Source organism: Enterococcus raffinosus (assembly GCF_018917525.1).
Lineage (GTDB): Bacteria > Bacillota > Bacilli > Lactobacillales > Enterococcaceae > Enterococcus_A > Enterococcus_A raffinosus_A.
Window position 1 is genome coordinate 82177 of the sequence record NZ_JAHLOS010000006.1, and the last position, 24032, is coordinate 106208.

At 36.9% G+C, this 24032-nt stretch carries 25 protein-coding genes, 1 tRNA gene, 1 pseudogene and 1 other annotated feature; of the genes and pseudogenes, 9 read left to right on the forward strand and 18 right to left on the reverse strand.

Translation table 11 applies throughout. The features are described from left to right. Positions 1-4: 4 nt before the first annotated feature. The 5 genes from pheS to lepB all read right to left on the reverse strand — a co-directional run bounded on the left by pheS (position 5) and on the right by lepB (position 9705). Positions 5-1048 carry a phenylalanine--tRNA ligase subunit alpha gene (gene pheS, locus KQI58_RS06300; RefSeq protein WP_216407474.1) on the reverse strand — a complete coding sequence of 348 codons (1044 nt, stop codon included), beginning with the start codon at positions 1046-1048 and terminating at the stop codon, positions 5-7. A 90-nt stretch (positions 1049-1138) separates the two neighbouring features. Beyond that, positions 1139-1334: a binding site (T-box leader), on the reverse strand. 47 nt (positions 1335-1381) lie between these two features. Beyond that, positions 1382-1726, reverse strand: a complete 345-nt coding sequence (locus KQI58_RS06305; RefSeq protein WP_216407476.1) for a winged helix-turn-helix transcriptional regulator — start codon at positions 1724-1726, stop codon at positions 1382-1384. A gap of 66 nt (positions 1727-1792) precedes the next feature. Continuing rightward, positions 1793-5470 carry a helicase-exonuclease AddAB subunit AddA gene (addA, locus tag KQI58_RS06310; protein WP_216407478.1) on the reverse strand — a complete coding sequence of 1226 codons (3678 nt, stop codon included), beginning with the start codon at positions 5468-5470 and terminating at the stop codon, positions 1793-1795. Next, on the reverse strand, positions 5460-8942 hold the full coding sequence (locus KQI58_RS06315) for a PD-(D/E)XK nuclease family protein (RefSeq protein WP_216407479.1): 3483 nt from the start codon (positions 8940-8942) through the stop codon (positions 5460-5462). Before KQI58_RS06315 ends, addA begins: the two co-directional genes overlap by 11 nt. A gap of 220 nt (positions 8943-9162) precedes the next feature. Then, on the reverse strand, positions 9163-9705 hold the full coding sequence (lepB, locus tag KQI58_RS06320) for a signal peptidase I (RefSeq protein ID WP_216407481.1): 543 nt from the start codon (positions 9703-9705) through the stop codon (positions 9163-9165). A 188-nt stretch (positions 9706-9893) separates the two neighbouring features. Between lepB and KQI58_RS06325 the strand changes: the two genes are divergently transcribed. Next, complete coding sequence (locus tag KQI58_RS06325; protein WP_016180131.1) at positions 9894-10490, forward strand: nitroreductase family protein; 597 nt, start codon at positions 9894-9896, stop codon at positions 10488-10490. A gap of 51 nt (positions 10491-10541) precedes the next feature. Here KQI58_RS06325 and KQI58_RS06330 read toward each other — a convergent pair whose 3' ends face one another. Both KQI58_RS06330 and KQI58_RS06335 read right to left on the reverse strand, forming a co-directional pair. Then, a complete protein-coding gene (locus KQI58_RS06330) occupies positions 10542-11036 on the reverse strand; it encodes a hypothetical protein (protein ID WP_216407484.1) in 495 nt (164 codons plus the stop codon). Positions 11037-11048: 12 nt separating this feature from the next. Beyond that, positions 11049-11252 carry a hypothetical protein gene (locus KQI58_RS06335; protein ID WP_016180129.1) on the reverse strand — a complete coding sequence of 68 codons (204 nt, stop codon included), beginning with the start codon at positions 11250-11252 and terminating at the stop codon, positions 11049-11051. A 160-nt stretch (positions 11253-11412) separates the two neighbouring features. Here KQI58_RS06335 and KQI58_RS06340 point away from each other — a divergent pair, with 160 nt between their 5' ends. From KQI58_RS06340 to KQI58_RS06350, 3 genes are all read left to right on the forward strand, one after another. Further along, on the forward strand, positions 11413-11940 hold the full coding sequence (locus KQI58_RS06340; protein ID WP_216407486.1) for an HdeD family acid-resistance protein: 528 nt from the start codon (positions 11413-11415) through the stop codon (positions 11938-11940). 60 nt (positions 11941-12000) lie between these two features. Further along, positions 12001-12396, forward strand: coding sequence for a hypothetical protein (locus KQI58_RS06345; protein WP_216407487.1), 396 nt, complete (start codon positions 12001-12003; stop codon positions 12394-12396). Between the two features lie 58 nt (positions 12397-12454). Then, positions 12455-12527: transfer RNA gene (locus KQI58_RS06350), tRNA-Gln, on the forward strand. Between the two features lie 58 nt (positions 12528-12585). Here the strand turns inward: KQI58_RS06350 and KQI58_RS06355 are convergent. Beyond that, complete coding sequence (locus KQI58_RS06355) at positions 12586-13017, reverse strand: universal stress protein (RefSeq protein ID WP_216407489.1); 432 nt, start codon at positions 13015-13017, stop codon at positions 12586-12588. A gap of 281 nt (positions 13018-13298) precedes the next feature. Here KQI58_RS06355 and KQI58_RS06360 point away from each other — a divergent pair, with 281 nt between their 5' ends. The 3 genes from KQI58_RS06360 (at position 13299) to KQI58_RS06370 (ending at position 14627) form a co-directional block, all read left to right on the forward strand. Beyond that, positions 13299-14009, forward strand: coding sequence for an AzlC family ABC transporter permease (locus tag KQI58_RS06360; RefSeq protein ID WP_216407491.1), 711 nt, complete (start codon positions 13299-13301; stop codon positions 14007-14009). Continuing rightward, positions 14002-14322: an AzlD domain-containing protein gene (locus KQI58_RS06365; protein WP_216407493.1), complete on the forward strand. Its 321-nt coding sequence runs from the start codon at positions 14002-14004 to the stop codon at positions 14320-14322. Before KQI58_RS06360 ends, KQI58_RS06365 begins: the two co-directional genes overlap by 8 nt. Before the next feature lie 86 nt (positions 14323-14408). Further along, a complete protein-coding gene (locus tag KQI58_RS06370) occupies positions 14409-14627 on the forward strand; it encodes a hypothetical protein (RefSeq protein WP_216407496.1) in 219 nt (72 codons plus the stop codon). Between the two features lie 68 nt (positions 14628-14695). Here KQI58_RS06370 and KQI58_RS23275 read toward each other — a convergent pair whose 3' ends face one another. Both KQI58_RS23275 and KQI58_RS23280 read right to left on the reverse strand, forming a co-directional pair. Next, the gene (locus tag KQI58_RS23275; RefSeq protein ID WP_437177499.1) at positions 14696-15583 is read right to left on the reverse strand and encodes a hypothetical protein; all 888 of its coding nucleotides are present in this window, start codon (positions 15581-15583) and stop codon (positions 14696-14698) included. 6 nt (positions 15584-15589) lie between these two features. Further along, positions 15590-16429 (reverse strand): annotated as a pseudogene (locus KQI58_RS23280) (glycoside hydrolase family 73 protein); the annotation flags it as partial. A 334-nt stretch (positions 16430-16763) separates the two neighbouring features. Here KQI58_RS23280 and KQI58_RS06380 point away from each other — a divergent pair. Beyond that, the gene (locus KQI58_RS06380; RefSeq protein ID WP_216407501.1) at positions 16764-17033 is read left to right on the forward strand and encodes a hypothetical protein; all 270 of its coding nucleotides are present in this window, start codon (positions 16764-16766) and stop codon (positions 17031-17033) included. Positions 17034-17134: 101 nt separating this feature from the next. Beyond that, complete coding sequence (locus tag KQI58_RS06385) at positions 17135-17455, forward strand: hypothetical protein (RefSeq protein WP_216407503.1); 321 nt, start codon at positions 17135-17137, stop codon at positions 17453-17455. A gap of 191 nt (positions 17456-17646) precedes the next feature. Here the strand turns inward: KQI58_RS06385 and KQI58_RS06390 are convergent, their stop codons facing one another. From KQI58_RS06390 to KQI58_RS06425, 8 genes are all read right to left on the reverse strand, one after another. After that, positions 17647-18411: an ABC transporter permease subunit gene (locus KQI58_RS06390; protein ID WP_216407505.1), complete on the reverse strand. Its 765-nt coding sequence runs from the start codon at positions 18409-18411 to the stop codon at positions 17647-17649. Next, entirely contained in the window at positions 18408-19343 is a 936-nt protein-coding gene (locus tag KQI58_RS06395; protein ID WP_216407507.1) for an ABC transporter ATP-binding protein, read from the reverse strand. Before KQI58_RS06395 ends, KQI58_RS06390 begins: the two co-directional genes overlap by 4 nt. Next, a complete protein-coding gene (locus KQI58_RS06400) occupies positions 19340-19552 on the reverse strand; it encodes a PLDc N-terminal domain-containing protein (protein WP_216407511.1) in 213 nt (70 codons plus the stop codon). Before KQI58_RS06400 ends, KQI58_RS06395 begins: the two co-directional genes overlap by 4 nt. After that, complete coding sequence (locus KQI58_RS06405; protein WP_253295817.1) at positions 19545-20666, reverse strand: helix-turn-helix domain-containing protein; 1122 nt, start codon at positions 20664-20666, stop codon at positions 19545-19547. Before KQI58_RS06405 ends, KQI58_RS06400 begins: the two co-directional genes overlap by 8 nt. Positions 20667-20810: 144 nt before the next feature. Then, positions 20811-21482, reverse strand: a complete 672-nt coding sequence (locus tag KQI58_RS06410; protein ID WP_216407515.1) for a TVP38/TMEM64 family protein — start codon at positions 21480-21482, stop codon at positions 20811-20813. A 26-nt stretch (positions 21483-21508) separates the two neighbouring features. Next, positions 21509-22381 carry a nucleoside hydrolase gene (locus KQI58_RS06415; protein WP_216407518.1) on the reverse strand — a complete coding sequence of 291 codons (873 nt, stop codon included), beginning with the start codon at positions 22379-22381 and terminating at the stop codon, positions 21509-21511. Continuing rightward, the gene (locus tag KQI58_RS06420) at positions 22362-23042 is read right to left on the reverse strand and encodes a TIGR04282 family arsenosugar biosynthesis glycosyltransferase (protein ID WP_216407520.1); all 681 of its coding nucleotides are present in this window, start codon (positions 23040-23042) and stop codon (positions 22362-22364) included. Before KQI58_RS06420 ends, KQI58_RS06415 begins: the two co-directional genes overlap by 20 nt. Further along, complete coding sequence (locus KQI58_RS06425) at positions 23035-24030, reverse strand: aminoglycoside phosphotransferase family protein (protein ID WP_216407522.1); 996 nt, start codon at positions 24028-24030, stop codon at positions 23035-23037. The genes KQI58_RS06420 and KQI58_RS06425 overlap by 8 nt, the downstream gene beginning before the upstream one ends. Positions 24031-24032 lie beyond the last annotated feature (2 nt).

The window sequence follows — 24032 nt, forward strand, 5'->3', positions numbered from 1 at the left end:
CTACTTACTCCCCCTTGAATTGTTCCAAGAAACGAACATCGTTTGAATAAAAATTTCGAATATCATTGACACCGTAACGCAGCATTGCGATTCGGTCTGGCCCTAAACCAAAAGCAAAACCTGAATACTCTTTTGAATCAATTCCAGACATTTCCAATACATCTGGATGAACCATACCGGCTCCGAGAATCTCAATCCAGCCTGTATGTTTGCAGACATTACAGCCTTTACCGCCACACTTGAAGCAGCTCACATCAACTTCAACGGATGGTTCAGTAAACGGAAAATAACTTGGGCGTAAACGAATGTTACGATCAGCGCCAAATAATTCCTTTAATAATACCTCGAGGGTTCCCTTCAAGTCTCCCATGGTGATACCCTTATCAACGACTAGTCCTTCAATTTGATGGAATTGATGGCTGTGAGTGGCGTCATCGGTATCTCGGCGGAATACTTTTCCTGGAGAGATCATTCGTAATGCACCTTTAGAAAAGTCATGCTTTTCCATCGTACGAGCTTGGACTGGAGAAGTATGGGTACGCAATAATAGATCATCAGAAATATAGAATGTGTCTTGCATATCACGTGCCGGATGATCCTTTGGCAAGTTCATTCGTTCAAAATTATAATGATCCGATTCAACCTCAGTTCCTTCAATTACTTGATAACCCATACCAATAAATGTATCTTCGATCTCCTCCATAATTTGAGTCAGCACGTGACGCGAACCATGAGGAACTTGCTTTCCTGGTAAAGTAACATCTAAAGCTTCTTCTGACAGCTTTTTTTCTAAAGCAAGCTCTGTTAGCTCACTCTTTCGTTTTTCCACTGCACTTGTCAGCATGTCACGGATTTCATTGGCAAACGCACCAACTTTTGGACGTTCCTCTGCTGAAAGATCACGCATTCCACGTAATACCTCAGTGATCGGTCCTTTCTTTCCTAGCGTTTCTACACGAATTGTCTCTACAGCAGCAAGCTCTTTTGCCGATTTGATTTTAGCTAACGTCTGACTTTTCAATTCTTCTAATTGTTCTTGTAAACTCATTGTTTTCTTCCTTTCCCTATTGCTAAAGTGAGAACAACTCACTTGTATCCGATGATTAATATTAATAAACAAAAAAAGACCTCATTCCAACAAAGGAACGAGGTCTCGCGATACCATCCTAATTCGCCAATTGAATTGACGCTCTTCACTCTTTAACGGCTATGCCGGTCTTTCGACAAGCTCCAGAAGTGAACTTCATCTTTTTCTTTCTTAGTCTGCTTCCAGTCAGTGACAGACACTCCCTTTAAGACGTAAAAAGACTACTCTTTTCTATCAACGCTTTTTAAACTATTCAATTGACTAATCCAATACTACAAGAAATTTGAAGATTTATCAACTACATTCTTCATCTGTAATCCAAGTGTCGCCCCATTGATGAATTTCATTCATTACATTTTTCAAAGCTTCGCCTTTTTTTGTTAGACAATAATCCATGCGCTTTTGACTTCCACAAGCAATCACGCGTCCAACAATGCCTTCTGATTCAAGCTCTTTTAATCGTTCCGTTAGCACTCGGTCACTGACATCTGGAATCATCGCAGCAATATCGACAAATCTTTGAGGCCCGCCTTCTAACAATACATCAATAATCAAACCGTTCCATTTTTTGCCTAAAATTTGAAAGCCTTTCTCAAATTTCGGACAGAGTGAAAAGTCCATTACTTCTACTTGTTCCATAATTCTCACCTCGATAGAGAGAGTATAGCACATCACTTACCTTTTATAAGTACATCTTGCCTATCCCTAAAAAGTTTTTAACAAATCTATTGTCCTCTTCCCTTGTAGAAAGACTAAATAAGCTGCTTTAACTGGTTTTTGTTTAGCCTTCTCCAAGGCATCCTTATAAAGATGCAATTGCCCACGATAACGATCAATTAATTGTTTTTCTCTTTCAGGTGTATAATAATCTGTTTTCAAATCATATAAAATGATTTTGTCATCAAACTCTAAATAGCCATCAATGATCCCATGAATAAGGATTTCGTCTTGATTTTGATAGTCATTAAAGAGTTGATCTGCTGGCAACAGCATCGCAAAAGGCTCTTCACGATGTAAATGATCGGCATTTTCAATAACAAAATGCCCTATCTCAGAATCCAGAAAATGCATAATATTATCGATCGAAATTTTATCAGCGATCTCCTGTGTCAGAGTTTTGCGTTCGACTAGATCGTTGATCAGCTCTTCAATCATTTTTTTCCCTAGAGTTTCATTTAGTGGCAGCAGCTGCATCACTAAATGAGTAGCCGTTCCGATTTCTGAAGCAGATATTTCTTTTTTAGTAGCTAAAAACTTGGGTTCGCCCAACTCCGTTTCGGTAAAACGATACTGTGTCTGGGTAGGCGAAAGATCCAAAGTTTCCCGATTATCAGGATCATCATACAATCGCTTTAATTCAGAGACGGACTGATAACTGGTTGTCTTTGTTGCCTCAGGATACGGGTATTTGAACAATAATCGCTGCTTTAACGGTTGAATATTAATTGCTCCTTGCGGTATTTCCAGCGTTTTAATTTCTGGAAGATATCCCTGCACTGCTTCAGCAATGAGTTGTGGATCAACAAAATCGATTTTAAAAGTTGCGGGATGTTTTTTTAGTACCGCGGGTTGATTGACTACATATTCCTTCTGGTAATGGTCCATCATTGGATGTCTGAATAGTGTCATCCCCACCCAATCAAAGAAACTATCGTTCTGACCATTTCGTAGTCCTGCATCTAGGACTAGATTTTCATTCAATGCTGCCTTACTCCACGTTTTGTAGGCAGCGGCTTCATCCTCATATGAACCTACAAGATACAGCTTTTGTTCTGCTCGCGTCAAAGCAACATACAATTTGCGCATTTCCTCAGATAGTAATTTATTCAGATTTTTTTGTTTAACTGTTTGGAAGAGTAACGTGTCTTTTCTGATACGATCATCTGGTGTCAATAGTTTCACACCTAGCCCTAATCGCTCATCGAAAACATAATTTCTCCGAGTATCCTGTACATTAAAGCTTTTACTCATATCCATTAAAAAGACAATTGGAAATTCTAGCCCCTTACTCCCATGGATCGTCATTACGCGAACCGCATCCTGGACTTCTTCTGTTGGTGGTTCACCTAAGTCTTTGTCTTTTTCCTGCATTTTCTCAATAAAACGAATAAATTGATACAATCCTCGAAAACTACTGCGTTCATAATCTTTTGCTCGTTCAATCAAAGCTAGTAAATTGGCATGTCGCTGTTGTCCAGCCGGCATCCCTAACACATAGTCTAGATAAGCCGTCTCGTCATAAATTTTTACCAATAAATCGGCTAATGCTTCTCGCCGCGCAAACTCGCGCCAGTCATTTAGTTGTGAATGAAAATCCGACAATTTCTTGGCAGTAGCATCCTCTTTGTTTTGAATGTAGGACTTTACTGCTTGATAATACTCTTTTTGCGGCAATGCCAATCGAACTTGAGCCAACTCTTCTTCCTGCAATCCGACAATTGGCGAGCGTAAAACCGCAGCAAGTGGGATATCCTGATAAGGATTATCAATGATTTGTAATAAGGAAATCATTACCCGCAGTTCAGTTGACTGAAAGTAATTTTGTGTGTCATTGATCGAAAGTGGAATTCCTAACTGTTTAAATACTTCCAATATTGTCAAGTTGTTATTTTTTGTCGGTGTCAGCAAGACGATATCTTCGTAGCGCGCTGGTCTCATTGCTTTTTCTTTTTTGTCATATACTTCAAAACCATGATCAATCAACTCGCGAATTTTCGCAGCAGTCATAAAAATTTCACCCATGGCTTTGTCTTCAATCCATTCAGGCACGTCACCATTTTTCTGATAAATTAATATTTCAGGTGCGAAGGTGTCAGTTTCAGGAAATGCAGTAAAGCCATTGATTAATTCCGCCTGTTTGTCGTACTCAATTTGTCCAACCGATTGATCCATTAATTGACTGAAAACTAAATTCGTGAAATCCAAGACTTCCTTACGTGAACGGAAGTTCTCCGCTAAAATGATCCGTCGTCCACCCTCTTCATCAGCAAAATCATGGTATTTTTGAATAAACAATGTCGGATCGGCTAAACGGAACCCATAAATTGATTGTTTAACATCCCCCACCATAAAGAGGTTGCCTGGTTCCTCGGTACTAAGTTGGCGCAAGATCGTCTCCTGTAGTTGATTAATATCTTGGTATTCATCAACTAGAACCTCTGCAAACCGACGACGATAGTAGGACTCTGCGGGTTTGCTGCCATTAACGTCCGTTCGGAGTATTTGCAAAGTGAAATGTTCTAAATCATTAAAATCTAACATGCCCTTTTCTCGTTTTTTTGCTGAATATTCTTCAATAAAACGTTTTTCGACCCGAACGAGCTCCTCCACGATCGGTAAGGCTTCTTGCAATCGTTCTACTTGTTCTTCTGGTGAAACAGTAAAATACATTTCCTTAATCTTTGTTAGCATTTGCTTTGCTTGATCCCGATAATTCTTACATTCAACAATTACGTCACCATAGAGCTCCTTAATTTCCTTTTTTCGTGGCGATGGGTAGGTTGCGAATTTTAGTTGATCAAAAATTGTATAAACAGCATCTAAATCGTCTTCAATCAATACTTCTTCGATTCGCTGTGTGAGAAGCTGCTCATTTTGAGCTAACTCCGTGATTTTTTGTAATTCCTCTGTACCCTGACTAGCAGCAATCATCCATTGATATGTTTGTTTGATTTCTTGTAAATTATTCAGGATTTGTGGAAGAATCAGCTTACGATATAACTCGGAATCAACTAAATTCTCCACGCGATAATTTTCTACTAAGCCATCCAACCAATCGAAAGGTTCAGGATTTGCACGAGCAAACTCATACATTGAGAGAATCAGATCCTCTAAACCGCTATCGCTGCGGTCATTTGAAAAATTTTCCGTCAACCGGTAAAAGATTTCTTGATTTTCCTCATAGAAGGTTTCTCGCAGCTCGTCCCAAACATCCTCTTTTAACAAAATTGTCTCTGTGTCATCCGTCAGCATTCGGTAGCTCGGATCCAAGTCAATCAAATAGAAAAAACGTTGAATGACTTTCGAACAAAAGGAATGCAATGTTGAAATGGTCGCCATTGGCAATAGTGTTAATTGTCGAGTGAAATGATTTTTTAAATTTTGATCGGTTTCCTCATTAATCGCCTCTTGTAATGCCGACTGAATACGTTCCTTCATCTCGCTGGCAGCCGCTTCAGTAAAGGTAACGACTAAAAGTTGATCAACTGAAAGCTGTTGGCGCTTGATCTTTTCGATCACACGCCGCACTAGAACTGCTGTTTTCCCTGATCCAGCAGAAGCCGAAACCAAAAGATTGGTCCCTTGATCATAAATAGCTTGCCACTGAGAATCGGTGTACATTTCATTTGGAGCTTTTGGAGGGATTGGAAAATTAGTTGTCATGTAGTTCTTCCTCCATTCGTTTCAAGACTTCTTCTTTTGAAAGTTTTTCTAGACGATGATAATTATTTTCCTTCAACATCGCGTCAAATTTACATACGCTACGGAAAGGACAGTATTGACAAGCAATCCGTTGGTTGTCCTTGTAAGTTGGATTTAATTTTATCTCGCCAGAAACAATTTGGTTTCCGGCCTTTTGAATTTTTTCTCGATTGTACCGACGCAAAATATCAATCTCAGATAGATCATAAAATTTATCTTTTGACTGCGATACGATGACCGTTTGTCCATTCTTATCTTTTTTAATTGGAAATAAAAGAGAGCTCTCTTTTTCTTGTAAACTTTGATCTAATTGATCATAAAGCTCAGGTTCTTTGGCAAACAATCCTTCATATTGATAGGCCTTTAGCATATCTTTCTCAATATTTTTAGAATCTTTTAAAACTGGATTATGGACATGCAGATAATAAGCTCCTGCTGGTTTGATTTCCTTACCTTTGACCTGACTAAAATCAGTCACAGCAACATCCAAATAAGTGATTAATTGTAACGCGATGCCATAGTAAGCATCGGCAACATTAAAACTGTGAGGACTTGATTTGTAATCAATCACACTAAGCCAATCACTCTCACTGCTTTCAAGCTGATCTAGGCGATCGATTTTCCCACGAATTGCAACTTCTCCACCGTTTGATAATGGCAGATTGATACCGGGTATTCCTTTTTGTCCTCCAATAGAACCAAAAATAATTTCCGTTTGTTGCGGTTCAAATTTCGTTCGTGTTCCTTGCTGAACTAGGCCCCAACTAACCTTTTGGATTGTTCGCGACAACTGATAGCGGATGTAATTCATTCGTGCCGAACTCGAAAGAATTGCAAATTTCAATTCACCAAAAATCTCTTTCAGTACGTCATCGGCTAATTGATTCCGTTCTCTTTCATTTAACTCAGCCAAACGAAGACCTTGTTCCTTTAGTAAACGGAAGAAATGATCTAACGCTTCATGGTAAAAATCTCCAGCAGCAGCCGGTGTTAAGCCGTAAACGGTCCGCTCTTTTAATCCTAGACCAAAATTTGCGAAATATTTGTACTGACAATTATAAAAATTCTCGATTCGAGAAACCGAAACATAGAGATTTTTTCCATATAACTGTTCTGCTGTCTCGGGTAAAAGCTCTCGAGGGACATTAAGATCCTGCAGACTCTTAAAGACACGCTGAGCCATTGAAGCTAATGAACTATTTTGAATAAACTTCTGAAGCTCCCGCCAAGCCGGTGAGAACGCTCGATTCTCGTCTTGTGCGTAACGGTTCAAAGCGATCAAATCTGAAAGTAGTGTCCGCATAGAGCCTAAATGATCCTCAGGTGCACTTGTTAGTCTTAACGATTGATTTTCTTTGATTGGTATATTCAGACCTTGACTTAATTGTCTTAAGAAAGGTGAAACCTCCAGTTTTTTCTCGCCATCTACCGTCGTAGCTACACTTAAATACAGCTTTTCAGTTGCAGATAGAAAGACCGAATAAGCTAAGAATGGTTCGCGATTCACTTTGGAGCTGTTGCTTTCAGGCAGAAATTTCCCCTCTGGTAGATTTTGATTAAAGACGGATCGCTCTTCCGCCGACAATAGTCCCTTATCATCAAACCGAGCCGGAAAATCATTGTTGTTTAGACCAATTGCAAAAGTAATTTTCATTTGATCCACCCGTGCCAGCTCTAAATCATTCACTCGAACTTGATCGATCGCTGTCGGAATTTTCCCGTAAGTCAAATTCATTAACCCAGCCAAAAAGATATCTTGAAAAATTTTCCAATCAAATTCATCTGTTCCGTAAATCAATACATATTCGTCTAAAAGATCAAGCAAAGCTTGCCATGTTTGCTCATGATTACGAGCCTTGTCAAGATTTCCCTTAGCAACCTCCTGATCACGCCAAAATAGTAATTGACGTTTCACTCCGCTTTCTTCTAAAAAGTGATAGAAAGTAGTTGCCGCCTTTAGTCCATTTTCTGCTTGTTTGATTTTCTTGAAGAATGCTGGCAATAATTGCTGTACCGAACGGCGAACGTCATTTGTTGTTTCTTCTAGTTGTTTCGCGTCGTTAAAGACGTCTGCTTCAAAGTCGTAATCAACGAACTCCCAATCTGTTGATTTTGTCCAAGCGTTCCCACGAAAGTTGTAAGCTAAACAAACATTTTCTGTTTGATCGATCTTTTCTCTATATTGCTGCTGTGATAAATACCAAGTCTCTCGGTTCCAATCAAAAGGAGCAAAAAGTTCTGTTCGCAGCATTCGAAAAACATCGTTAATTCGGTAGTTATAATTGTCGATTAAAAACAACGCTTGTAAGAATTCAATTAACGGATGTGCAGCCATTTCCTGCGTTTCATCTAAGTAAAAAGGAATGTCCATTTTTTGAAACAAATCAGGCAAAACGCTATTATAAACATTCGGATTACGCATCAAAATTTGAATATCTTTATAGCGGTATTTTTCATCCCTGACTAAACGTCGAATCTCTTCGCCAATCTTTCGGATTTCCTCTGCTACTGTCGCATATTTCGTCAACTCAAGTTGGTTCGTTTGAGATAAATCAACTTTTTTCTGATTTGTCCAAAATTCTCCAAGTTGATTGAAAACAGTATGATTCATTCGCGCAAATTGATCTGGACGAACAGGAATTTGTTGCGCATCCGCGCTGCGCTTCAACTGAAAATATGTTTTCCCAGGATCAGCAAATAAATTCAATGGATTGGGTTCTTCGTTTGGATAAGGACGATCTAACTCTAGCGACACAAATAACTCTCCACAACTCATCAACGTATTCAGCACACTTAACTCACGAGCATTGAAACGCGTGAAGCCACTAACGATAAAAAGAGTGTTGGAAAGATTTTGCTCACTCAAATAAGCTTGTAATAGCAGTAAAGGATCATCATTCGTCACTTGGTAAGTAAATAAAGCCTCTTCGTAAGCTACGAACACTCTCTTCAAATCCTGTAATTTCAATACCTGATCTTGATCGTTTCCATTCTCATCCAAATCGTCAACTGTTACATTTCCAATTTGCATTTCTTGATAGAAACTGACTAATTGTTGAATAAAACCGGTTTTATTAACTTCCCCACGAAAAATTGTTAATTCTTCTCGTTGCTCATGGAGAATTTTCCTTAAAATCATCGCATTTCCAGCTTCAGACAACACATTGCCTGGTATCTGACCATCACGTTGTAAAAAGAACCAAGCCAAACGTTGAAAACTAAAGACTTGCGTACGAATTGTACTGAACTCCACATTTTTAGTATTCTGTTTCATTGCTGATAAAAGACTGATTTCTTGTTCAAATTTATTGTAATTGGGGACTAAGAAAAACACACGATTCGTTGGATCTTGCTCTAACCAAGCTTGCGCCGTCTGAACCATACGTTCTTTCGCGTCATTCTGTCCAGCACCTAACAAAAATTGTAATGGCATCGTTTCCCCTCATTTCTTCAAATTATGTTACCTACATATTATAACAGTTCATTTAAATATTCGCATGATCGGAACGAATCTGAAATACCAACTTTAAGCAGCTGTTTTAAAAGGAAAAAAATTAATAATGAACACTTCGAAAATCGATTTGATTCAATCCATACACATTTCTCAATTTTTGATAGCATCAAAATAAGTAAAAAAAAGACTAGCAGTTTTGCTAGTCCACAGTGCCAAATCGATCTAACGGCCAAAAAACAAATTTTACATCAGCCATTATATTTTTTTCTTTGATCATTCCAATAATCCGACTATCTTTTGAAATTCGACGATTATCACCTAAAACAAACAGTTCTCCCTCAGGAACTTTTTGTGAACCAAATAGATCATTCAAATTGAAGTCATAGGTCAGCGGCTGATCATCCTCCAGCTTTCCTTTAAACTCATCTAAGTAAGGTTCATCGTACTCTTTACCATTGATGTAGAGTACATCATTTTTGTACTCGATGGTATCTCCAGGTAAACCAATAACACGTTTAATATAGTTTTTCCCTGGATCATCTGGTGCTGGAAAAGTCACAATATCAAAACGCTTGATCTCCGTATTTTTCAAAGCAATGACACGCTCACCATCAATCAGCGTCGGATCCATTGAATCCCCTTTAACGACTACAGGAGTAAAAACAAAATGACGCAATCCAATCAAAATTGCTCCCAGTATTAAAAACCAAAGAACAGTTTTGCCTATCTCTTTCATATTCATTTGTGAGCCTCCATCTATTTACATTCATAATAATAGTTTATCATATTGTGACCTGTTTCATCGCAGCTATCTACTCCCCTATAAAAAAATTTACTTTTTTCGCGAGCATATTTCTTTTCTTACTTTTAGTAAGATGGTAAAGTAGTTTTTGTCAACAAGAACAAAAACAAGAAAAGGTGGAAATTATTATGTCACAATTTTTAGAATCATTGAAGGATCGTCGTTCATTTTACTCATTAGGACATGACGTTAAATTATCTGAAGAAGAAATCACAACATTAATCAAAGATGCTGTTAAAAATAGCCCAACGGCTTTTAATGCACAATCACCTCGTGCCGTAATTCTATTTGGAAACGCTCATGAAAAATTATGGAATATCGTGGAAGAAGCTTTGAAGCCATTAACTCCAGCAGAAGCTTTTCCTAACACACAAGCTAAAATTGCCAGCTTCCGTAATGCTTACGGAACTGTTATGTTCTTTAAAGAAACAGATACTGTGAAAAATCTGCAAGAACAATTTGCCTTGTATGCTGATAATTTCCCTGACTGGGCTGAACAATCAAATGGTATTGCAACAGCAAATACTTGGACTGCACTAAATTCTGCAGGTCTTGGCGCAAACCTGCAACATTACAATCCAGTGATTGACGATGCCGTTGCTGAAGAATGGAATATTCCAGCTAATTGGCAATTACGTTCACAATTAGTTTTCGGCTCTAAAGAAGGCGAAGCAAACGAAAAAGAATTTTTGGCTGATGACGAACGTTTCCGCGTTTTCCATTAATTCGTAATAAATAAAAAATAGGCAATGCTGATTTATTTCAGCGTTGCCTATTTATTTTCCATTTTTGTCTTGATCATCCTTAGTCAAGATTTCTAATGTGCTGCCTTCATTGAGGTGCGTCGAGAGGAAAACAACGAGCTCAGTTAATGGATAATCAAAAGTTAAAATCGGTCCGCGACGCTGTTTACGAAAATAATTAAGTTTGATTAATCCATTATCTTCTTGAAACAAAACCACCCGCTCGATTTCATTTAACGGAATTCCGCGATTGTCCAACCCAAAAAGAACTAAACTTTCTTCTGTAAATCCCTTTTTATCCAATAAAAAACTTAACATTACTAATGCAGCTAAAATCGTTTGTGTACGCCCATTTATATCTTGCCAGCTACTAAATCCGATCCATACAATCAACAGCGTTAAGAAAACATAAAATGGATATTGCTTGCGACGTTTAAAAACCGGAATAACGATATCCTTGCGTGCCAACAATAAAAAGACATACAAAACAACCGTAAAAATTCCCAATAACAATGTTAATATATTCAAAAGAACCGCCTTCTAACTTGGAATGAAATTAGAATATTTTACCACGACCATGTTAGATTTGTCATCTCGCTGCTCTTGATCCACCTCTTCGCATTGGTTAATACGAACGACAGCGCAATTCGTCATTTTTGAAATAACTTCACCTTCTACGCATTCTTCGAAACCAATTGGATGGCAACGATAATTTCTTCCAAGTTCAATTTCTTCTTCATTCATAAGTAAGCCCTCCAGTATCGACATTCATTTGTTCGTCTAGCTTTTGGATCAATGTTATTCGCATTATACCGAAGTATGGAATGGTTTACAATCGAATTTTTCACTTCATTAGCAAAAAGAGGTTAAATCGGGTAAAATTATTAGCAAGGAGTGATATTTTATGTCAAATTTTATGGATTCAATCAAAAAATATGGATATTTAAGAAGCGCTTGCTATCTCATTCTTGGAATCGCTATCTTATTCTCTCCAAGAAGCGTCTTTAGAGGGATTGTCTATATCATTTTCTTCTATTTATTAATTTTTGGAATTTTACAGATTATCCGTGGCTTGAGAACAAAAAAATATACAGGAAACACCGGATTTGAGACGACTAGTGGTATTATGCGAGTAATTGTCGCTTTTGTTGTTCTCTGGTTCTCCAAAGGAATTATCAGTATTTTGCCGATGTTTTTAGGTTTCATTATCCTGATATTTGCAATTAGTCAATTTATGCAAAGCTGGACTGCTAAACGCGATGGCTTTCCTGTTACAGGCCAGATCATCTATAGCGCACTAATGATCATTGCTGGTTTTTTCCTTTTATTTAATCCATTTAGCAGCATGATGATTCTCTTCCAACTATTTGGATTTCTACTCATCACGATGGCCGTTTCAGAATTTATTAATACCCGGCGCTTCACTCGGTAAATGATTGTTTCTTTTAATAGAAACAATTATACTGAAGATACTAAAAAGAGTGAGGTCCTTATGAACACAGCAAGCGAACTTTATCAATTTACCAAAAAATACGGAATCAATTACAATACAGGTGAGGACAAGGGCATACAGTTGTTCGGTAATTTTCTACACGCATTTCCAAAAAACAGTTTTTCCTTTTCTTTTATCGGATTCCATAAATATGAAAGCCTAAAGAAACAAGAAGGTTTGAGTGCGTATGGCATTTCCGGCAATACACTATATGTTTTAAGTAAGCAAAAAGCATATAAATATAATCTTTATCAATGCAAAGAAATTAGTGGTAAAAAGAAACTAAACGGTATTCGATTGTCTTTAGTTTTTGACACCGAAGTTATCAAGATCAATTTAGGATTTGCGGATGGCAATATTGTCTTGGCAGCTTTAAAAAAGGCTGGAAAAAAATAGTCGAGACAATTTAGTTGAAGAATAGAAAAACTAGCGTTATAATTCTTTCTGTTCTCATTGGGATATGGCCAAACTGGTAAGGCGCCTGACTCTGAATCAGGTAAGTGTAGGTTCGAGCCCTACTATCCCAATAAAAAAAGTTTTTGCTTCTAACGAGGCAAAAACTTTTTTTTGTACAAATATATCGATTTAGGATTTGACTACCATAACATTGCAGTTTGCGTGGTTCACTACATATGCCGTCGTAGAACCGACTATCGCCTGTTCTACAGCACCTCTACCTGTCGCTCCCAACATTATAAGATCTACCTGATTTTCTAATGCATAATCAATAATCTTACGTTTTGGATTACCTGAATCAATTTTTGTTTCATAGTCCAGTTGACTCACTTTGGAATTAGCCACTAATTGTTCTAATTCAATCTCAGCATTATTCAGATGAAATTTAAGTGCATCATTAATAAATGCCGGATCGCCAATTGAAAATTTAAAATCAACCACAGTAAGAATAAAAAGCTTTGCACCATTTCGTTCAGCTACATTTAGCGCTTCATTAAATGCGTTTGTTGAAGAGGTTGAACCATCTACTGCAACAAGTATTTTTTTATAACTTTCTTTCATTGATAACGCCTCCCTTGTCTTCATTATACAACAACTACATCTTTTAAGAAAAATAAATACTACAAACTAACAGTGAATATTTTTATGTTATTTGCTTAATAAAATAATTTATTTAGCTTTTTCCCTAATAATTTTATGGTAAAATAAATCGAGCAACAATTTCCTCGCCAACTGATAAGCCTTTGTCTTTGGCTTTGTTGCTCTTTTTTTAAACTCTATTCCTCTTGTTTTTTTATTGCTTTTAGTCTAATATGATTAAAACAAAATGAGAGGGTGAACAGATGGATAATCGTATATCACAAACTAATAGTTTTTCAGATGGCGTCAAGGCTTGTGTACCAACAATCATGGGCTATTTAGGGATTGGAATTGCAATGGGAATTGTAGGGAAATCCGCTCATTTAGCTATTTGGCAAATTTTCATGATGTCTACCTTGGTGTATGCTGGAAGTGCACAGTTTATCCTATGCGGGTTACTAATTTTGAGTGCTCCGATTCTATCAATCGTGTTCACTGTTTTTCTGGTTAACCTCCGGCATTTACTCATGAGCCTTTCTGTTGCTCATTACTTTAAAGAGGATTCTTTACTGAATGGAATTGCAATTGGAACCTTGTTAACAGATGAGTCCTATGGTGTATTAATGACTACCCTAGCACAAGAAAAGAAAGTTTCAAGTAATTGGATGCATGGATTAAATATAACCGCTTACCTTGTGTGGATTCTTTCAACTGTGATTGGTGCGTTATTAGGTAATTTCATTCCTGACCCTACGATATTTGGATTCGACTTTGCGCTAACTGCGATGTTCCTAGGCCTATTTCTCTTTCAGATTCAATTACCTTTAAGAAAGCAAAAACACAAAACGATAACTATTTTAATCGTTACAACTGTCAGTCTTTTTCTTTTGATGCGGTTTGTTTCTGCTGAATTATCTGTCATTTTAGCAACGCTGTTCGGTTGTTTTACGGGGGTGCTGATGAAGGATGAATAATAATTATTACCTGCTTACGCTTTTGGGGTGCGCTATCGTTACTTGGATACCACGCGTCTTGCCCTTTGTACTTACTAAAGCAGTCACTTTACCACCTATACTTGAAAAATTTTTAAGCTATCTTCCTATGACGATATTAACAGCATTGCTGATGCAAAGTCTTCTCAATTTTCAAACGGGACATTTTCCAACACTACGTTTTCCTGAAGTCTTTGCTTGCATACCAGCTTTGATCGTGGGTATTCGAACCAATGATCTTATGAAAATTGTCGTAACAGGTGTTTTAGGAATTGCCCTTCTAAGGTGTCTTTAAATTACAACTGTTATAGAGCTTAATTCTGGTTTTACTTGCATCAATGATGTAATATATAACAAAATAATAGAAAAGGAGTACTTCTCATGAAAAAGATCGCTGGATATTTCTTTGAAAAACCTTTGGTATTAGACAACAAGAAATCTTTCGAAATCCATCTTCCAACGGACACTTTGTATGATGGGAACGAGCATATTCTTAAATCCAACCAGCAAATACTTTGTGAAATAGGCAAAAAATATGAATACTCAATCGATAGCCTTCATAGCTTTTTTGTAATTTCCGAAATATCAGATGTAAACTAATAAAAATCTCTCATTGAAAGTTTATTACCTTCAATGAGAGATTTTTTCATGCGTTAGAAAATATTAGTTTATTTTGGGGCAGATGTGTTCTTTCTAACAACCTTTACTTGCAATGCTTCCATTTGTTTGCCCTTTCCAGTAGTGCCAGCCATTTGTCCGTTTTTACTCCAGCTCAACCAACCATAGGTTTGACAATGAACTCGATAGTAAACATCATAATGTTTAGACAAATCACCAGTTAAGCGTATTTTAATTGCTTCAGCCCTTAATCGTTGCCCTACAGTCCCAGCGATATTATAATTATTTTTCCAATTTTGCCAGCCTATGTTTGCGCTGTGTGTCTGATATTCAAGAGTCCCTGAAAATGCCAAAGGATTATTCACAATTCCTATTTTCACTGCTTCAATTCTAAGTCTCTCACCAACTGTACCTGATATTTTACTATCATAAACCGGTATCATCCAGTTTTTATTTTGTACATGTGTCTGGTAAGTAACGTTGACATCTTGAAATTTAGCAAATTTTCTTCCTTGACCAGAAGGAGCACTTTTACCTTTAGCTACAAGCTGTACCTGATAGGCTTCTATACGATAAGAAAAACCTTCCGTCCCTGCGGCTTCACCGTTTTTTGCCCAATTCATCCAACCAAACGTTTGGGAGTGTACACGGTAATAAACATCGTATTTGTTTGCTGCGTCACCCGTAAGTCGGATTTTTAATGCTTCTATACTTTTCGCTTTTCCAGTAGTTCCTGAAATTTGCCCATTTTTTTTCCAATTCGGTTCCCAACCTGTGCCTTGAATATGTGACTGGTATTCAATATTACCTGAAATACTGCTTGAAAGAGACATTTTCAGAGCTTCTACACGTCGTGCCTCACCAACTGTTCCAGATATTGAACTATTTGAAACAGAATTGAGCCACCCTTTATCTTTTACGTGGCTTGAGTACGTTATCGGCGTTGAGACATTACTTTCGTTTGTATCATACTGAGTTAGATTATACGTTTGGATAATACTATTTAAAGTTGTTGCATAGGTCGGTGCGGTCGCATATCGTCCAGTTAACCAAGCTGTCGCATCTTTATACGATTTTGTATTGCTCTTCCACGCGCCAGAATAGTAATAGTTTCCAGGCGAGAAAGAAGTTGTTTTTAGAACTGTTACGTTATCACCTAAAGATTCCTTATAGGATGGATACTTTCTAAATTTAGCGTCTATCCAATACCATCCTTGAGATGCGCTCCATTCCTGCGTTTTCATTGTTACTGATTGTCCATTGTAGCTTCCCTTGATACCAAATAGATTGTAGTTGGGTGCTTTTGATAGCGTACTGCTGCCCCAAGCGCTTTCAACAATTGCTTGTGCAATCATGACTGAAGCGTACAAATTGTTTGCACTTGCTAAAGTTTTGGCAGATGGAGCTATTTGATTGATAAAGGCTTGTTGAGTGCTTACAGTGGATCGTGCACTTCTAAACGCAGGTGGCTCTAAGGTAAAGTCCTCAAATCGAACTGGATGATGAAATTGTAAGTTTCCTTGAGCATCGTATTCCTCTTCATCTACCACGCCACTTTCACTGCTTGCCTCGGTAGATGTCGTTGTTTCGGAACTCGCTAATTCAGTATCAGTATCTTGTGAAATTGAAGCTTCCGTCTTTACTGTAGAACTCGGAGATTTAACAATTTCTGAGCTCTCCTGTATGCTAGTAGAATCTGTTGTCTCTTCACCATAAGCGACTAAGGTTGAGGTTCCAAAACTTCCCAGCAACATCACGCTACATAATAGCTTTTTATAATCCATGTCATCCCCCTGTTTTAACCATTAATTAACGATTACATTTAATATTTTATTTCTTACCTCTCTTTATATAAAGTAACAAAAAATAATTACAATGTAAATTCTTTTTATTCTACTTAGAATTGCTAAAACCCTTAAATAACTATAGTTTTTCAATTTTTTTGCATTTTTTAAAAATAAAGAACGAATGTAACATCAATCATGCAATTATTATTAAGAATCATTGGATGAAAAATAAAATGGTATATTCTCATTAATAAAACTGATTATTTCTCATTTTATTGTTATTTATCATAGTCTGTCTTCTGATATAATTTTTTATAAAGGAGGGGAGTTCATGGATATTGGCAATGCAGTATCATGGGTCATTTACTTGATCTTTTTTTTAATGACCATCATTTATTTTTACCTATTCAAAAAAGATCGCGTACTGATTCACTTATATTTTTCTTTGACCCCGACTTTTCTATGCATTTATTTACTTATGAATTATCATCATTACCAACCTGTTGAAGGAGCTTGGACATTAGCGTTTTTAATGTTTGTTTCACTTGTAACTTTTATGGTGTATTGGATGATTTACACCTTTTTCAAACATCATGATTAATCCATCTGTTTGAATTTTTCATAAATAATTCGTAATTTTTTTCATTAGTTGTATGCTATAATAAAGCTTGTTTATTCTAACCAATTTGAAGGAGCTTTGTTATGGCGCTTTTACTAACATTACTATTCGATCTTTTAATGATTATTCTATTCCTGTTTAGAATGATCAAAGGGGATCAGATTATTTTTATTGTCAGCATTATTTTGCAAGGCCTGCTTTTTATCGATTTACTAGCGGTTGTGCTTTTAGGTGGCTCAAAAAAGGCTAAGACAGTTGAAGTTGAAGTAACGGAAATGACACGAAGACAATCCCGTCAATCCACCAGTCCTAAACGTGGAGGATTCTTGTCAAAACTTTCTTGCATTGTTGCCCTGCTGCTGTTGGCATACTATATTTATTCCGTCATTTATCTATTCATTTAACCAGTCAAAACATCGACATTTCGTTGATGTTTTTTTGCTGTAATTGACTTTGTAGCAGCATAAATCTTTCTCCTCCTGATATTGATCGGACATTTGATTGTTAATTCTGGATTAATTTTTGATTCTTACAGTCTAATTAGTTCCTATTCAAATAAAAGAGACCTAGTTTAGATAGCTAGGTCTCTAGGAGTCTACAATTTTTTCTTATTAAAAATTCGTACACTGAGAAAAGTTGCCAGTGCAAAAACCAGAATACTTATTAATATCGCTGGCACGTATTCTTGAAAATCTACCGTTTCTTGTAGGAAGTTAAGATTTTGTGTGACCAGCGAGATTGGATTATAGTATTTTAGCTTATCAAATAGGTTGAGTAATACTAAAATTAGAATTATACCCCCAGTCAACAGCAACCCTTCATAACTATTCCGCATGATAGTTGATGATAAAAGAATAATACTTAGTAATAATAAACCAAAAATCCACAATGGAAAAACGGCTTGAAAGAGCTGTGTGCTCTTGTTATCCGGAAAATAATACGCCGTGTAGCCCCAGGTAACAAGAAAAGTTAGCAGAAAACAGATGCTCCATTGAAAAACCAAACTAATCATTTTTCCAACGATAATCACCCAACGACGCAGTCCCTTCGTCACTAAATTAACTAGGGTTCCTTTATTAACCTCGTTGTTGACTGTCCCGCTAAACATCAATGCTAAAACGATCATCCCTATTTGAGTAAGATTCTTAAAAAACTGCGTCCAAGAATCGATGGATGTAGGTTCTGGAATGGAACTAGCCATTGTATCGCCAATTGTCATCTTAACAATTTCTGGCGTTAGTTTTGCCAACAATGGATTCATTAAACCAAAAATGAGAAAAATAATGACCAAGATTAACAAGCGCGAAGTTCGCCAACATTCAAAAAATTCTTTTTTCGTGAAGAAGTATAAATTTTTCATTGAACCACCTCCAGGAAAATCGTTTCAAGTGATGGATCAATCTTTTTAATTGTATTAGGGAATATCTGATAGCTTTCAAACAATCGGAAAACCAATGCTGCTACTTCTTCATAATCCTGTTTATACGACAAAGTAAGTAAGTTCTTTGATGGATCAAAGGTAAAGTCATTCAGAACATCTGCGTTTCTTAATTCTGTCAATTTTTTTGTAAATACTCCTAGATCAGCCTCATGCGAAAATTCAATTTCTATCTGATTTTTAGCATATTGCTGCTTTAATTCATCCAATGTGCCGCTAACCGCTAGTCTTCCTTGATCTAAAATACCAACATAATCACATATTCGTTCGACATCACCCAAAATATGGGTAGAAAATAAAATGGTCATCCGTCCCCTTAGGTTCGCCAACATTTCTAGAAAGTCATTCCGTCCGCTTGGATCTAAAGCCGAAGTTGGCTCATCGCAGATCAATAATTTGGGATCGTTTAATAAAGCCTGAGCGATTCCCAAACGCTGTTTCATCCCTCTTGAGTAACCTTTAATTTTACGTTTATCCAGCTTTAAGCCCACCAATGATAGAATCTCAGGAACTTTTTCCTTTAATTGCTTTTTTGATAAACCAGTGATCTCTCCGCAAAATCTTAAATATTCTTGAGCAGACATATAATCATAGAACTCTGGAACATCTGGTAAATACCCAGTCAAATGATTTGTTTGATTATCGCCAAAAACTACAGGCAACTCGTTAACTAGAATTTCTCCACTAGTCATCTCCTCTAAACCTAAAATCATTTTCATCGTAGTTGTTTTTCCAGCTCCGTTTTCTCCCACAAAACCGAAAATCGAGCCAGTAGGCACCGTTAGATTCAAATTATTTAACACTTTTTTTGACCCAAAACTTTTTGTGACCTGTTTCAGTTCTAAAATGCTCATTGATCCTCCTCTTTTCCAAAAACAAAATAGATCACAGGACCAATAATTTGAATCAAGATAACGATTAATAACCAGACAGCTCGGTTGCCAAAACGATAGTGCGGGTGCTTCAAAACATGTCGAACCGCAGTAATCATTAGGATCAATTCCAAAATAACTAGTGGAATAAAAATAGGTAAATTCTCTTTAAAAAAATCAAAATTATTCATTTTCAATCACATCCTGCTCTCTAATAGATCGAAGTTTAGTAAAAATTTCTTGTAGTTGCTCCTGATCCTTGAACTGTGAAAACATAGGATTATCTATTACCGTTCCCAGCAGTCCCTCTTTGACCTTCATTGAATCTCTTGGTAACTGATTTCCAATTTCTAAGTGTTCAAGCCATTCATCGATTTGATCAAAGTAATCATCACCATGAAGAACAACCGGAAATGTTGTTCCTTGTAAAACCTCAACAAATGCCTGTAACATTTCAAGTGCGGCAGTCTCATCTTCCATTTGTGCATAGCCAAAAGTGGCCGATAATTGAAAATTCATCAACGCAACAGGATGCATCTCTTGAAAATTGAACAATTTTGCGAAACTCTTACCTCTCGAAACGGTCTCAGAAAACTTATCAGGGTCATCAATCACCAGTTGAAGATAATTAGTTAAGAAGCTTAAAAAGACAGTCGTATATTGATAAATGGCACTTTGAAGAGTAAGAACAGCCTGTTTGGCTTCACCTTTCTGCTGTTGAGCTGCAGCAATTAAGCTTTCGATTGGAAATAAAACGGGAACCTGATCTCCAAGAATCGATAAAACTTGATCAAACTCCTGTAAATTAAGAGCAGTATAGGCCTCATACTTTAGTGCTTGTGTAATTAAATCTGGATCTTTTGCTTGTGTTCGTACATGAATGAACAATTCCTTTGCCTCTTTGGTATACGTTTTAACTTTTTCCTCTCCTGGAAGTAAATCTGCATGATTCAGTAAAAACATTCCCATTTGTAAAACAAATGGATAGCAAGAATAATAACGTCGAACAAAGCTGCGAATAGTTGCTAAGACATCCTCTGGTGATTTTGTTTCCAACGATTCCTTCAGCATCGCATAAATACGTTGAATCTCGTGATTATCTAATTGCGGTTCATAGGTTAGCAGTGAATCGATCGTGATATCAAAATACGCCGCCAAAAGCGGAAGTAAAGTAATATCAGGATAGGTTTGGCCGGTCTCCCATTTTGATACTGAGGCCTTCGAAACTCCTATAAAATTAGCTAACTCCTGTTGAGTCACCTTTTTTTCCTTACGCTTCTCCATTATGATTGGTCCGATATTCATTTCCACCTTTATCTCCCCTTTCATCTTTATTTTAGAATGACTTATAAAAGAAAACAATGGAGTTTTAGTTAACTTATACGGTTAAAAATCAACTCATGAGAAACAAAAGAATCAGAGCAGTATACTCTGATTCTTCGTTTACTATTATTTTTTGTATTCAGAATTTAATTGATTTATTTTTTTGCTAAGCTTCTTAGGTAGGTATGCTAACAAAGCTAAGAAAATTCCCGCAACTGTTAATTCCAATAACAGCGCTCCAGAAACTCCCTTTGAGGCAATTTCAGAAGCCATAAAAGCATAAATAAAGCTGGCTGGCATCATTGTCAAAAAGGAGATCAAACTGAATTTTTTTACACTCATCGGTGTCATGGCGTAGGCGTAGCTTTGGATTGCAAAAGGAAAAACGGGAACCAAACGTGTGAAAATTAAAAATGAGATACCATTCTCTCTAACGCCCTTTTCAATTTTTTGAAAAGTTGGGTCATTTCCAAAACGCTTCAATATATACTCTCTTGCAATGTATTTTCCAATAATAAAGGAGATGCTGGCACCAAGTGATGCACCAATAATTGTTAATAGCCCGCCAAGAAGTCCGCCATAAGCTAATCCACCAACAATCGCTAGAAACTGTCCTGGTAAAAGAAACACAGCGACAATGACTGAAAGTAAAATAAAAATCACGTAACCTTGCCAGCCAAGTGCTTCTAAGTAGGCTCTTAAACTAGAAATATCCGTCAGAAAATCAACTAAACCAAACTTGTAGGCCAAAAATATTCCTAACAAAATAAAAGCAATAAAGACAATAATCTTTTTCACGTGTGCTCCCTTCTTTTGAATCAGGTTCAATATTTGCTTTTAGTCCTCTTTTTAAACGCTAATGCCATTCGCTTAATTACTAGCTGGTTGAATTCAGCTATATCCAAAATTCTTTTAGGCATTTTTATAGAATAGTCCGATTTATCAGTCAGTGTCATTCGCCCCTGAGCAAGATTCATCTGTTTTTCTGATAAACTGTATTGCTCCTGACTAAATAGATCCGAACGCTCTAAGTAAACAGCTGTGGTCATATCCCAATTACAAAAACCGCTGAAACCAAACACCTTTTCATTCCATTTAATCCAGTTTTCCAATGTCTGATGAATCCATTTCAATGTGTCTTGATTAATTGTTGTTTCAACTAAAGTTAAAAACTGATTCATCTCGTGTCGCGAAAAGAATGCTTCCGAAGTCATGTGTCCATTCATAATTGTAATGTTCATTTGACTCAATAAAACACTTTTTGCAGCAACAGGATCACAAGAAAAATTTAACTCGGTGACCAAGTGATGATTCACCTTTAGTGGTTCGGTTGTTCCTCCCATTAAGACAACCTCTTGAACCTTTTCAAAAAAGTTCGGGTCTATTCTCAACGCTTCAGACAAGTTTGTTAATGCGCCGGTTGCAAGGATGGTTACTTCATTTGGATAGAGATTGACTTGTTTGACTAGATAATCTGCTTGATTCGCCGAATAATAATCAAAAGATAACGTCAAACGCTGTTGGAGTTCCTTTGTCATTTTTTCAACTTCTTCAAGCGATCCATTCCCATAGGTTAAAGTTACACCAAGTAAGTCAATCGTTGGTGCCCCTAACAAATAAAGAAGCGTTAATCCGTCATCCACATCATGATCCGCTAAGCCAAATGTATTGTCACAATCAAAAATGACTTTTCTCATTTAATAATCCTCGATTTTCCTCTAACCAATACATCAAATATTGATTTTCATTTTTTAGATCGTGTTGAAGTCTTTTTAAATCTTCGGGATAATCAACATCCTGTAGAGGGGACAAGAAACCCACCTCGTAATCCATTAAATGCTGCAGAGTTTGCTTCAATACTTCACTTTTCCCCCAAGAAATGTTCGTTTCAAAAATCGGTGTTAAATCAATGGATTGTGTACAGCCTACTAAATAGTAGCCACCATCTGGTGAAGGTCCGAAGACAATCTCACGCATCTGATGGAATGCGGATCGAATAATTTTCGTATCTAAATTTGGAATATCACTGCCTGTTAGTACCACTTTTTCATAACCTTTTGCAAAAACAAACTTAATCGCGTGATTCATTCGCTGCCCGATTGTCGCACCATGCTGCTGAAAAGCATGGAAGTTTTTTGGTAGTGCAGAAAGTAAGGACGCTGGATCTCCTTCATCCGAATACGCCAAGTACAAATCTATTCCACATTCATTTAACCCTTCAAATTTTTGAAAACTATCCAGTAAAATTTCCTGTTGAACTTGGCATGCTTCTTCTCCACTGAGCATGCTTTGCAGACGCGTTTTAACTTTATTTGGTACAGGAACACGAGTAAATAAAATATAGGCACATTTATTCAAAAACTTGCTCCTTTAAGGCCTGACGTAAGAAATCTTCTGTTAAGTAACTAGAGACTTTCTCAAAAATCTCCTGATTCTTTAATTGCTTTGTATCCTTTTGATAGCTGTCAAAAGCCATGGCCGACCAAGACAATGCCCGCAGCATTAGATAAGGATGGTAAATCCTAAGCGCTTCTTCAAATGTGGCTCCATCAAATTGCGTTTCAGCTAGATAATCAGATAAAAAATCTCGTTTTGCTCTTTGGGTTAAAACTAAATTGCTCCGCCAAAGAGTGGTCGTTGAAGCCAAGAATTGTGAAATATCCTGGACAGGATGGCTGATGACTGGCTTCTCCCAATCGATTAAAAATCCTTTCTCCTCAATAATGAAATTATGGGAATTCACTTCGGTATTGTTAATACACCATTGATCCAAATCAATAAAAAATTTCTGCTGATTAATATTTTTTTGACAATCATCCAAAGCGCTCGCCAGTTGCTTTTGAGCCTGTACTGGAACAAACTCACTTTTTAGCACCGGCTCTAACAGCTTTTGACACTCAGTTACTCGGGCAGATAAAATGGTCGATTTTTCCTTTACAAAAAAATTCTCAGCAGCTTCATCAATTGACTGTTTATGAATTCGACCAAATATTTTAGCTGCCTCTGATAAATCCTTGTGATAATCTAAGGGTTCACCTGGTAAGAACTCCATAATCAATAGACCTTGATCAAAGCTTTGACGGCTGTCATCAACATAATATACTTTTGGGGTTCGTCCCGTCCGTTCAAGCCACTTTAAAGCCTGGTATTCATAACGAATCTGGTTGTCTAAATGTAGTTGACTACCGTAGTTCAAACGAAATACATACCTGCTTTTTTCATCCGAGATCAAAAAATTTTGATTGTATTCCCCCTGCGCTAAGAATTTGACTGTAAAAGGCTTTTGTAGCTGCAGTTTCTTAGTAAGTTGATTTCTTTCTATATAGAGCTGAATCTTTTCTAACATCA